The 12,303-nt window shown below is 57.7% G+C and carries 10 protein-coding genes; 7 read left to right on the top strand and 3 right to left on the bottom strand.

From position 1 onward, the window contains the following. Positions 1-71: 71 nt before the first annotated feature. Entirely contained in the window at positions 72-1,088 is a 1,017-nt protein-coding gene (gene malI, locus PGS10_RS23220) for a Mal regulon transcriptional regulator MalI (RefSeq protein ID WP_213317843.1), read from the top strand. A gap of 32 nt (positions 1,089-1,120) precedes the next feature. Here malI and PGS10_RS23215 read toward each other — a convergent pair whose 3' ends face one another. Beyond that, a complete protein-coding gene (locus tag PGS10_RS23215) occupies positions 1,121-3,553 on the bottom strand; it encodes a bifunctional aspartate kinase/homoserine dehydrogenase II (RefSeq protein WP_045395300.1) in 2,433 nt (810 codons plus the stop codon). Between the two features lie 2 nt (positions 3,554-3,555). Beyond that, complete coding sequence (gene metB / locus PGS10_RS23210; RefSeq protein WP_015368924.1) at positions 3,556-4,716, bottom strand: cystathionine gamma-synthase; 1,161 nt, start codon at positions 4,714-4,716, stop codon at positions 3,556-3,558. A gap of 265 nt (positions 4,717-4,981) precedes the next feature. Between metB and metJ the strand changes: the two genes are divergently transcribed. Further along, on the top strand, positions 4,982-5,299 hold the full coding sequence (metJ, locus tag PGS10_RS23205; protein WP_004107547.1) for a met regulon transcriptional regulator MetJ: 318 nt from the start codon (positions 4,982-4,984) through the stop codon (positions 5,297-5,299). Positions 5,300-5,398: 99 nt separating this feature from the next. Here metJ and rpmE read toward each other — a convergent pair whose 3' ends face one another. Beyond that, on the bottom strand, positions 5,399-5,611 hold the full coding sequence (rpmE, locus tag PGS10_RS23200) for a 50S ribosomal protein L31 (RefSeq protein ID WP_015368925.1): 213 nt from the start codon (positions 5,609-5,611) through the stop codon (positions 5,399-5,401). A 259-nt stretch (positions 5,612-5,870) separates the two neighbouring features. Between rpmE and priA the strand changes: the two genes are divergently transcribed. The 5 genes from priA to hslU all read left to right on the top strand — a co-directional run bounded on the left by priA (position 5,871) and on the right by hslU (position 12,272). After that, positions 5,871-8,066, top strand: coding sequence for a primosomal protein N' (priA, locus tag PGS10_RS23195; RefSeq protein WP_316423563.1), 2,196 nt, complete (start codon positions 5,871-5,873; stop codon positions 8,064-8,066). A 149-nt stretch (positions 8,067-8,215) separates the two neighbouring features. Beyond that, positions 8,216-9,244, top strand: coding sequence for a DNA-binding transcriptional regulator CytR (cytR, locus tag PGS10_RS23190; RefSeq protein ID WP_015368928.1), 1,029 nt, complete (start codon positions 8,216-8,218; stop codon positions 9,242-9,244). Positions 9,245-9,337: 93 nt separating this feature from the next. Then, positions 9,338-10,306: a cell division protein FtsN gene (gene ftsN / locus PGS10_RS23185; RefSeq protein ID WP_072048011.1), complete on the top strand. Its 969-nt coding sequence runs from the start codon at positions 9,338-9,340 to the stop codon at positions 10,304-10,306. Positions 10,307-10,397: 91 nt separating this feature from the next. Further along, positions 10,398-10,928 (top strand): ATP-dependent protease subunit HslV, encoded by a 531-nt coding sequence (hslV, locus tag PGS10_RS23180; RefSeq protein WP_015368930.1) that lies wholly within the window; start codon positions 10,398-10,400, stop codon positions 10,926-10,928. A 9-nt stretch (positions 10,929-10,937) separates the two neighbouring features. After that, positions 10,938-12,272, top strand: coding sequence for an HslU--HslV peptidase ATPase subunit (gene hslU / locus PGS10_RS23175; RefSeq protein ID WP_045395296.1), 1,335 nt, complete (start codon positions 10,938-10,940; stop codon positions 12,270-12,272). Positions 12,273-12,303: the final 31 nt, after the last annotated feature.

Raw genomic sequence — 12,303 nt, 5'->3', positions numbered from 1 at the left:
GAAGATCGCTTGTCTCAGAGAAGCGATCTTCTGCTATCTGACTGTCATACAACAGTTTTCATGGAGCGATTTTGAAGAAAGTCAGCATTATAGATGTGGCGAAACTGGCCGGCGTTTCCGTTTCTACGGTCTCGCTGGTATTACGTCAGAAGGGAAAAATTTCCGACGCCACCATCGAAAAAGTCAATGCTGCCATCCAGGAGCTCGGCTATGTGCATAACGTCGCCGCCGCCAACCTTCGCGCCAACACCACCAATCTAATCGGCCTGATTCTTCGCGACTTCAACGACAGTTTTTCCATCAAAGTGATGGCCAACATCGTGCAGGAACTGGAGAAACAGGGCTATATGGTATTTCTCGGCCAGCCGCTTAACGATAGCGACTATCTGGATCGCTGCCTGCTGTCGTTTAAACAACAGGGCGTCGCCGGCGTGATTTATCTTGATGCCGATACCACCCGCGATACGCTGCCTGCAGCGCTGCTGCAATGTCCCCTGCCTCTGGTGACGGTCTCGCAAACGCCGTTAACCGGCAACCGCGATCAGGTGGTCCGCGATAATCGTCAGGCCGCCAGCATCGCCGCGCGTTATCTGATAGAGCGTGGTCATCGCTATATTGCCTACATCGGCGGTCAGGAAGACGATCTTATTCGTCAGCAGCGGTTGCTCGGCTTTTACAGCACGCTGGAGAAAAACGGCATGACGGTACGCGAAGAGTTTGCGCCCGCCTGTCACGACAATACCCAAGCCGCCAGTATCGCCACTCGTCAGTTACTGGAAAAGAATAATGCCATTACCGCGCTGCTCTGCCATTCACCGGATGCGATGATTGGCTGCCTCAATGGTATTCATCAGGTAGGACGAACGGTGGGAAAAGACGTCTTTCTTACCCAACAAGTGGCGCTGGTGGGCTTCGAAGATATGATGCATGTGAATTTGACTTCGCCGTCTTTTACCTATGTCTCTTCCGCCAGCGAAGAGACCGGCCGTCAGGCCGCCGCGTTAATTATCCGCAAGATCAAAGAACCGGCTCTCCCTACCCAGCGTATTACCCTTTCCGGACAACTGGTGACGCGGGAGTCAGCATAATGAAGGCCGGCCCAGCGGGCCGGCCTGACAGATTACAGCAGCTGCGCCAGACGATTGATATCTGACTGAATGGCCCCGGCGGTAACATCGCGGCCTGCGCCTGGCCCACGAATCACCATTGGGTTATCGCGGTACCAGCGACTCTCGATGGCAAAGACGTTATCGCACGGCAAAAGCGCCGCCAGCGGATGTTCCTGACGCACTGCTTCTACTCCGACGCGCGCTTTACCGTTGGCATCAAAACGCGCCACGTAACGCAACACCAGCCCCATTTCACGGGCGGCTTCAAGGCGCTGCAGCATCTGTTCATTCAGCTCTTCGCCGTTCTCAAAGAAGTGGTCGACCGAGCCCTCTTCGCAATGCGCCGGAACCAGCGATTCCACGCGCACCTGATCCGGCTCGATATTGTAACCAGCTTCGCGCGCCAGGATCACCAGCTTGCGCATCACGTCTTTACCCGACAGGTCAACGCGCGGGTCCGGTTCGGTCAGCCCTTGCTGCCAGGCCTGATCCACCAGTTCGGTAAATGGCACCGTGCCGTCAAACTGCAAGAACAGCCAGGAGAGCGTACCAGAGAAGATACCGCTCAGCCCCAGGATGGTATCGCCGCTGTCGATCAGATCGCGCACCGTATGGTTAACCGGCAAGCCTGCGCCGACGGTGGCGTTATACAGCCAGTGACGGCCGGTCTTTTCGAAGGCGTCGTGGATCTGGCGATATTTATCGCTGCTGCTGGCGCCCGCCAGCTTATTGGCGCTGATCACATGGAAACCGTGGCTGGCGAAATCCAGATACTGATCGGCCAGCTGTTCGCTGGCGGTCACGTCCAGCACCACTAAATCATCATAAGGGTGCGCGCGCATCCACAGGAATAGCGACTCTTCATCCTGCTCGACCGCTTCATCTTCAAAGAATGCCAATGCGCGGCTGGCATCCAGACCTTCGTAATTCAGCAGGCTACGGCGGCTATCCACCACCCCGGCCAGCAGGAACTCAAAGCCGGTGCGGGCGGAAAGCGTGCTCTGCTCGCGCGCGAACAACTCCAGCCAGCGGGAGCCGATATTGCCTTTGCCGAACAGCACCAGGCCGATGCGTTTTTCAGCGCGGAACACGGAGTGATGTAGTCCCTGAATCAGGCTCTCGGTTGGGCCGGCGCGCAGCACCGCCACCAGGCTGATGCCCTCTTCCGATTGCCAGGTAAACTCTACCGGCTGCCCTTTCAACTGCTGCCAGAAACGGTGGCAATGCAGCGGATTGCGGGTCACGCCCGCGCCGACCATCGCCACCAGCGCCAGCTTCTGACGCAGACGCAGCTCGCCAGGCAGGCCCGCTTCATCCAGCAGTTTCAGCGCGCTGTCGGCCACTTCAGAGGTGTAGCAGAACTGCAGCAGCTTACGGTCGGCATGCACGCCCACCGCCAGCGGGCGCAGCTGCGCGCGTTTAAAAATCTGATCCAGCTCTTTATGCGCCAGTTTGAAATCCTGACCGGCCGGTACCTGGAATTCAATCAGGCAGACGTCGTCGTGACTGGTGACGATACGCGCGCCGGTGCCGGATGCCAGCACGCGCTCAATGCGCGTCGAACCCTGGTCCGGGGTGTAACTACAACGCAGCTGTAAATCGATATCGCTACCAGAAACCGGCTGTAGCGTACGCGCGTGCAGCACCGGCGCCGCCAGGCGAGCCAGCTCGCTGGCTTCATCAAGACGCAGCAGCGGCAGCAGGCACGCATCTTTCACTTTACGCGGGTCGGCGCTATAAACCCCGGCCACGTCGCTCCAGATGGTGACGCGGGAAACACCGGCCAACGCGCCGATTTGGGTGGCGGAGTAGTCGGAACCGTTACGGCCCAGCAGTACGGTTTCCCCGGCATTGTTACGGGCGATAAAGCCGGTCACCACCAGCCGTTTGTTGGGGTGCTGCGCCATCAACTGTTGTAACAGCGGGTAGGATAAGCCTTCATCAACCTGCGGCTGCGCGGCGCGTTCCGCGCGCAGGAAAGCGCGCGCGTCCAGCCAGGCGGCTTCAACGCCAAGGTGGTTTAGTACCGCCGCCATCAGGCGCGCGGACCACACTTCGCCGTGGCCGACGACTTCGGCATATACCGCATCGGTGACGCCGCTATCCAGCAGGCCCGCCAGACGCTCAAGATCGTGAATAAACGTCGCGATCAGCGCGTCGGCGGCGTCCGCCGGCAGCAGGCCGGCGATCAGGTCCATTTGATAGCGACGCAGCGCTTGTTGCACCTGATGCGCAGAAAGACGATCGGTCTGGCTTAGCTGCAGCCAGCTAATCAGCTGGTTGGTGGTGCTACCGGCGGCAGAGACGACCATCATATCGCCTGCCTGCGCGTAGTCGGTCATGATCCCGGCGACGCGCAGGTAACATTTCGCATCCGCTAAACTACTCCCACCAAATTTGTGCAGCTGACGACCCTTCGCCCCTGCCTGCGCAATCACACTCATCTTTATTCCTCGTTTGCTGCCCGGAAGCCATTTTCCAGGTCGGCAATTAAATCTTCACCATCTTCAATACCGGTCGAAATACGCAGGAGCGTTTCCGAGATCCCTGCCGCCGCACGCGCTTCCGGCGCCATGCCCGCATGCGTCATCGTCGCCGCATGGGAAATCAGGCTCTCAACGCCCCCCAACGATTCCGCCAGCGTAAATAGCGATAAACCGCTCAAGAAGCGACGCAGCGTCTGCTCATCGCCATCGAGCTCGAAGCTTAGCATCGCCCCAAAACCTTTTTGCTGACGCGCCGCAATCTCATGCCCCTGGTTTTCCGGCAGGGACGGATGATACAGCTTTTTCACCAGCGGCTGGGTTTTCAGATAGTCGACTATCGCCTGCGCGTTGCGCTGCGCCACTTCCATTCGTGGAGAAAGGGTACGCAAACCACGCAATAACAGATAGCTATCAAACGCCCCGCCGGTGACGCCGATATTATTCGCCCACCATGCCAGTTCGGTGACAGTCTCAGGATCTTTGGCAATCACCACCCCGGCGACCACGTCAGAGTGGCCGTTGAGATATTTGGTGCACGAATGCAACACCAGATCGGCGCCCAGCGCCAGCGGATTTTGCAACGCCGGGCTGAGGAAGGTGTTATCCACCACGCTCACCGCGCCGGCTTCACGCGCCAGCCCGCAGATTTTCGCAATATCGACCACCCGCAGCAATGGGTTGCTCGGGCTTTCGACCAGCACCAGCTTCGGTTGTTCCGCTAACGCTTCGCGTAATGCCTGTTCATCGCTTTGATCGACAAAGCGCACGCGATAGCAGCCGCGTTTCGCCAGGCTGTCAAACAGACGATAGCTGCCGCCATAACAGTCGTGCGGCGCCACCAGCAGATCGCCCGGCTTCAGGAACACCGTGGTCACCAGCAGAATAGCCGACATTCCGGTATTGGTCAGTACCGCGCCGGCGCCGCCTTCCAGTTCCGCCAGCGCGCGCTGTACGACATCGCGAGTCGGGTTGCCGCGTCGGGAATAATCGTGGGCGCGGGGTTCATTGAAACCGGTGAAATTATAGGTGCTGGAGAGATGGATCGGCGGGACAACGCAACCGTACTGTTCGTCGTCATTTAAACCGCTACGCACTGCAATGGTGGCCTGTTTACGCGTCATGTTGGACAGTTCCTGGGCTGTTCGGTGAGAAGTCAGGCCTCAGAGTAATCATTGTCACAATAGACGTCAATACATCTGGACATCTAAACTTCTTTGCGTATAGATTGAGCAAAAGACAAATAGCCGTTAAAATTATATGCATTAGCGCACGTCGGCGGCGGCTTATCTCATGTCAGAAAGCACGCTCATACGGTAAACTACGCGCAATTATGGCCGGGCGTAATGTTCTGGCCCTTAACTAATAAACAGAGGATTAAGGTATCTCATGGCTGAATGGAGCGGCGAATATATCAGCCCATACGCTGAGCACGGTAAGAAGAGTGAGCAAGTAAAAAAAATTACGGTTTCCATTCCTCTGAAGGTGTTAAAGATCCTCACCGATGAACGCACGCGTCGTCAGGTGAACAACCTGCGTCACGCCACGAATAGCGAACTGCTGTGCGAGGCGTTCCTGCATGCCTTTACCGGTCAACCGTTACCTAACGATGAAGACCTGCGTAAAGAGCGCAGCGATGAAATCCCGGAAGCGGCGAAAGAGATTATGCGTGAACTGGGCATCGACCCGGATACGTGGGAATACTAAGACATAAAAAAAGCGGAAGATATCTTCCGCTTTTTTATTCCTCGCGTTGCCAGACGAAGGATACAAAAAAGCCGCCCTGAGGCGGCTCTTTCTGGCAACTTACTTGCTGCCCGGGATGCTGAAGCGCTTGTTGAAGCGGTCAACACGGCCACCGGTAGCAACATCACGCTGTTTGCCGGTGTAGAACGGGTGGCATTTACCGCACACGTCGAGGTTCAGGTCGTGACCAACGGTGGAACGGATTTTCATGACATTACCGCAAGAACAGGTAGCAGTAATTTCGTCGTAATTTGGGTGAATACCTTTTTTCATGGGAGAACCTCAGTTAAGGCCGCGTCGCTCTTCCAGCCCTAACGCCAGACACCACGCGATATTAATAATTTCCCGACGACCTTCGCACAGCTGGCGCATACCGGCTTAACGAATTTCCCGGGTTTTGGGAGTTTGATGCGGCATAAAGCGCACCAAAGGCGGCGAATCATACAGAATTTGACCAGCAGATGCAAACTTATCCGCGCCGCCTTCGGTAATGTGTATACTAACCCGCCAGATTTCAAGTCAGGAAGATTCCATGTCCGTCGCTCATGTCGCCCTGCCCGTTCCGCTGCCCCGCACCTTTGACTATTTGTTGCCTGAAGGCATCCCGGTCAAGGCGGGCTGTCGCGTACGCGTGCCGTTCGGCAAACAGGAGCGGATCGGTATCGTGGTGTCGGTCAGCGAGCGTAGCGAACTCCCGCTCGCGGAACTCAAACCGGTCGCCGAAGCGCTGGATAGCGAACCGGTATTCTCCTCTACCGTCTGGCGCATGCTGCTATGGGCCGCGGATTACTATCATCATCACATCGGCGATGTGCTGTTCCACGCGCTGCCGATTATGCTGCGCCAGGGCAAACCGGCCAGCGCCGCGCCAATGTGGTACTGGTTTGCGACGGAACAGGGACAAGCGCTGGATATCAATAGCCTTAAACGCTCGCCGAAGCAGCAGCAGGCGCTGGCGGCGCTGCGCCAGGGCAAAATCTGGCGCTATCAGGTCGCAGAGCTTGAATTCAATGACGCGGCGCTACAGGCGCTGCGCGGCAAAGGGCTGGCGGAATTGGCCAGCGAATCCCCAGCCATTAGCGATTGGCGGACCAGCTTCGCTGTGCCCGGCGAACGGCTGCGTCTGAATACCGAGCAGGCGACCGCCGTCGGGGCAATTCATAGCGCCTCGGACCGTTTTTCCGCCTGGCTGCTGGCGGGTATTACCGGCTCAGGGAAAACGGAAGTCTATCTTAGCGTACTGGAGAACGTGCTGGCGCAGGGTCGACAGGCGCTGGTGATGGTACCGGAAATCGGCCTGACGCCGCAGACCATCGCCCGCTTCCGCCAGCGTTTTAACGCCCCGGTGGAGGTGCTGCATTCAGGTCTGAACGACAGCGAGCGCCTCGCATCATGGCTAAAGGCGAAAAATGGCGAAGCGGCGATCGTTATCGGTACCCGCTCGTCGCTGTTTACGCCGTTTAAAGACCTCGGCGTTATTGTCATCGACGAAGAACACGATAGCTCCTATAAACAGCAGGAAGGCTGGCGTTATCACGCTCGCGACCTGGCGGTATGGCGCGCCCACAGCGAACAGATCCCGATTATCCTCGGCTCGGCGACCCCGGCGCTGGAGACGCTCTACAACGTGCGCCAGCGTAAGTACCGTGAGTTAAAGCTGACCAAACGCGCGGGCAACGCCCGCCCGGCGCAGCAGCACGTGCTCGATTTAAAGGGCCAACAGCTACAGGCGGGGCTTTCGCCTGCGCTGATTAATCGCATGCGCCAGCATCTGCAGGCCGACAATCAGGTGATCCTGTTTTTGAACCGCCGCGGTTTCGCCCCGGCGCTGCTGTGCCACGACTGCGGCTGGATAGCGGAGTGCCCGCGCTGCGATAGTTACTACACCCTGCATCAGGCGCAACACCATCTGCGCTGCCACCACTGCGACAGCCAGCGCCCCATTCCGCGCCAATGTCCTTCCTGCGGGTCGACGCACCTGGTGCCAGTCGGTCTGGGGACCGAACAGCTGGAGCAAGCGCTGGCGCCGATGTTTCCTGATGTACCAATCTCACGCATCGACCGCGATACCACCAGCCGTAAAGGGGCGCTGGAGCAATATCTTGCCGACGTCCATCGCGGCGGCGCGCGCATTCTGATTGGTACCCAAATGCTGGCTAAGGGACATCATTTCCCGGACGTCACCCTGGTGTCGCTGCTGGATGTCGATGGCGCGCTGTTTTCCGCCGACTTCCGCTCGGCGGAGCGTTTTGCCCAGCTCTATACCCAGGTCTCCGGCCGCGCCGGACGCGCGGGCAAACAAGGTGAAGTGATCCTGCAAACCCACCATCCGGAACACCCGCTGCTGCAGACCCTGCTCTATAAAGGCTACGATGCGTTTGCCGAGCAGGCGCTGGCGGAGCGGCAAACCATGCAGCTACCGCCGTGGACCAGCCACGTTCTGATCCGCGCCGAAGACCATAATAACCAGCAGGCGCCGCTGTTTTTACAGCAGCTACGTAACCTGCTGCAGGCCAGCCCGCTGGCTGATGATAAACTGTGGGTACTCGGCCCGGTTCCCGCGCTGGCGCCGAAGCGCGGCGGGCGCTGGCGCTGGCAAATTCTACTCCAGCACCCTTCCCGCATACGTCTACAGCATATCGTCAGCGGTACGCTGGCGTTGATAAACACCCTGCCGGAAGCGCGTAAAGTGAAGTGGGTACTGGATGTCGATCCTATTGAAGGCTAAGTCTTCTCTTGCGAGGCGGATCGAAAAATTCAACAACCGTCACGTTTTTCATGAAAATTCTGTAACTCTCAGGCTGTACTATCTGTTAAAAATGTTGCTGATGTCAGCACGCAAGGGATGTGTCTGCGCAGTCAGCGAGGAGAAACCAGGTGAAGCCCAAAAAACAAATGGTTGCCGCCACCATGAAAGACGTCGCCCTGAAGGCAAACGTTTCAACGGCAACCGTATCCCGTGCGCTAATGAATCCCGACAAAGTGTCGCAGGCAACCCGTAGTCGGGTGGAGCAGGCGGCGCAGGAAGTCGGCTATTTACCGCAGTCGCTCGGGCGTAACATGAAACGCAATGAGTCGCGGACGATCCTTGTGATCGTGCCGGATATTTGCGATCCCTTCTTCAGTGAGGTGATTCGCGGTATTGAAGTGACTGCCGCCGACGAAGGCTATCTGGTGCTGATCGGCGATTGCGCCCATCAGAATCAGAAAGAAAAAACCTTTATTGATCTCATTATCACCAAACAAATTGACGGTATGGTGCTGCTGAGCTCGCGCCTGCCGTTCGACGCCAGCGTCGAAGAGCAGCGTAATTTGCCGCCGATGGTCATGTCGAACGAGTTCGCGCCGGAGCTGGAGCTCCCTACCGTGCATATCGATAACCTGACCGCCGCGTTTAATGCCGTCAATTATCTCCACGAACTGGGGCATCAACGTATCGGCTGTATCGCCGGGCCGGAGGATATGCCGCTGTGCCATTACCGGCTGCAGGGATACGTTCAGGCGCTGCGCCGCAGCGGTATCACCGTCGATCCGCACTACATCGCCCGCGGCAACTTTACCTTTGAAGCCGGTGCCAACGCGCTGGAGCAACTGCTGGCGCAGCCGGTGCCGCCGACCGCGGTCTTTTGCCATAGCGACGTCATGGCGCTGGGCGCGTTGTCGCTGGCCAAACGCCGCGGCCTGAGGGTGCCGGAGGATTTATCGATTGTTGGGTTTGATAACATCGCGTTGTCTGAATTTTGCGATCCGCCGTTAACCACCGTTTCACAGCCGCGTTTTGATATCGGCCGTGAAGGAATGCTGCTTTTACTCGAGCAAATGCAGGGCCGTAACGTCAACAGCGGCTCGCGTCTGCTCGATTGCGAACTGATCGTTCGCGGCAGTACGCAAAAAATCAGACGATAACCATCAGGCTTTCGGGCCTGCTCTTCTGGTCAAAGGCCCGCCGCTTAAGTAACATGGCGGGCTGACGAACGAATATAAGACAGCGAAACGATAGTGGCACAACGAGATTATGTACGCCGCAGCCAACCGGCTCCTTCGCGGCGCAAAAAGAGCAGCCCCCGAAGCTCAAGGAACAAGCAAAGTAGCCTTCCGGCGATTTCACCGACTATGGTTGCGATCGCGGCGGCCGTGCTGGTGGCCTTTATCGGTGGTCTGTATTTCATTACCCATCACAAGAAAGAAGAAGCGGAAGCGCTGCAAAACCGCCAGGCGGCAGGCAACGGTCTTCCGCCGAAGCCGGAAGAGCGCTGGCGCTATATTAAAGAGCTGGAAAGCCGCCAGCCGGGCGTTCGCGCGCCTACCGAGCCGACCGCCGGCGGCGAAGTGATGAAACCCGAGCAGCTAACCGACGAGCAGCGCCAACTGTTGGCGCAGATGCAGGCGGATATGCGTCAGCAGCCCACGCAGCTGACCGAAGTGCCGTGGAACGAACAAACGCCGGCGCAGCGTCAGCAGACGCTGCAGCGTCAACGTCTGGCACAACAACAGCAGCAGGCGCAGCAGCAACAGTGGGCGCAGACTCAGCAGCAGACCACGCAGCAACAGCCGCGCGTCCAGCAGCCGAAGCCGGTGCAGCAACAGCAACCGAAGCAAACCGCGTCTAACCAGCAGCCGTATCAGGATCTGCTGCAGACGCCGGCGCATAACACCACCACGCAGCCGAAAACCCAGGCCGCCGCGCCGGTCGCCCGCGTGGAAGAAGCGCCGAAAGCCGCAGCCGCCGAGAAGAAAGACGATCGCAGCTGGATGGTTCAGTGTGGTTCCTTTAAAGGCGCCGAGCAGGCCGAAACCGTGCGCGCTCAGTTAGCCTTTGAGGGCTTTGCTTCGCACATCACCACCAATAACGGCTGGAATCGGGTGGTGATTGGGCCGCTGAAAGGCAAAGAGAACGCCAACGATATGATCAACCGTCTCAAGATGGCCGGACACGCAAACTGCATCCGTCTCGCCGCCAGGGGTTGAAACCCCAAAAATCCCCCCCATCTATAATTGCATTCTGCCCCGCGTAACGCGCGGGGCCCCTATTCCGCTTTTGCAACCAAGGGGTCTGCTCGTGACAACAATAGTTAGTGTTCGCCGTAACGGCCATGTCGTTATCGCCGGTGATGGCCAGGCCACGCTGGGCAACACCGTGATGAAAGGCAACGTGAAGAAAGTGCGTCGTCTGTACAACGACAAAGTGATCGCTGGTTTCGCTGGCGGCACCGCTGACGCCTTCACCCTGTTCGAACTTTTCGAACGTAAGCTGGAGATGCATCAGGGCCATCTGGTGAAAGCCGCCGTTGAGCTGGCGAAAGACTGGCGTACCGACCGCATGCTGCGCAAGCTGGAAGCGCTGCTCGCCGTCGCTGACGAAAACGCGTCGCTTATCATCACCGGTAACGGTGACGTGGTTCAGCCAGAAAACGATTTGATTGCGATTGGCTCCGGCGGGCCATATGCCCAGGCCGCCGCTCGCGCGCTGCTGGAAAACACCGAAATGGGCGCTCGCGACATCGCCGAGAAAGCGTTGGATATTGCAGGGGATATCTGCATCTATACCAACCACTTCCACACCATCGAAGAATTACCTTCTAAAGCGTAAGGATCTCCCATGTCTGAAATGACCCCACGCGAAATTGTCAGCGAACTGGACAAACATATTATCGGCCAGGACGCAGCCAAGCGTTCTGTTGCTATCGCCCTGCGTAACCGCTGGCGCCGTATGCAGCTTAATGAAGAGCTGCGTCATGAAGTCACACCGAAAAACATTCTGATGATTGGCCCGACCGGCGTCGGTAAAACCGAAATCGCCCGTCGTCTGGCGAAACTGGCCAACGCGCCGTTCATCAAAGTTGAAGCGACCAAGTTCACCGAAGTGGGCTATGTTGGTAAAGAAGTGGACTCTATCATCCGCGATCTGACCGACGCCGCGATCAAAATGGTCCGCATGCAGTCCATCGATAAAAACCGCTATCGCGCCGAAGAAATGGCCGAAGAGCGTATCCTCGACGTGCTGATCCCCCCGGCGAAAAACAACTGGGGCCAGGCTGAACAGCCGCAGGAGCCTTCAGCTGCGCGTCAGGCATTCCGCAAGAAATTGCGCGAAGGCCAGCTTGACGACAAAGAGATCGAAATCGACCTCGCCGCGGCGCCAATGGGCGTTGAAATCATGTCCCCTCCGGGCATGGAAGAGATGACCAGCCAGCTGCAGTCCATGTTCCAGAACCTGGGCGGCCAGAAACAGAAACCGCGTAAGCTGAAAATCAAAGACGCGATGAAGCTGCTTATCGAAGAAGAAGCAGCGAAGCTGGTTAACCCGGAAGAGCTGAAGCAAGAAGCTATCGACGCCGTTGAACAGCACGGTATCGTGTTTATCGACGAAATCGACAAAATCTGTAAGCGCGGCGGCAACTCCTCCGGCCCGGATGTGTCTCGTGAAGGCGTTCAGCGCGACCTGCTGCCGCTGGTGGAAGGCTGCACCGTCTCCACTAAACACGGGATGGTGAAAACCGATCACATTCTGTTTATCGCCTCCGGCGCGTTCCAGGTCGCCAGCCCATCCGATCTGATCCCGGAACTGCAGGGCCGTCTGCCGATCCGCGTTGAGCTGAAAGCGCTGACCACCCATGATTTCGAACGTATTCTGACCGAGCCGAATGCCTCCATCACCGTGCAGTACAAAGCGCTGATGGCCACCGAAGGCGTGAATATCGAATTCACCGAAGATGGTATCAAGCGTATCGCTCAGGCCGCATGGCAGGTTAACGAAACCACCGAAAACATCGGCGCGCGTCGCCTGCACACGGTGCTGGAACGTCTGATCGAAGATATCTCTTATGATGCCAGCGAAATGAACGGCCAGACGGTGACCATCGACGGTGATTATGTCGGTAAACACCTGGATGTTCTGGTGGCAGATGAAGATCTGAGCCGTTTTATCCTATAATCCGGTTCAATGCATTTTCATCACACACGAT

The sequence above is a fragment of the Klebsiella sp. 141153 genome (assembly GCF_032601995.1).
Classification (GTDB): Bacteria; Pseudomonadota; Gammaproteobacteria; order Enterobacterales; family Enterobacteriaceae; genus Klebsiella; species Klebsiella aerogenes.
Note: the sequence above shows the minus strand (reverse complement) of the source record. Positions and strands in the feature narration are given on the sequence as shown.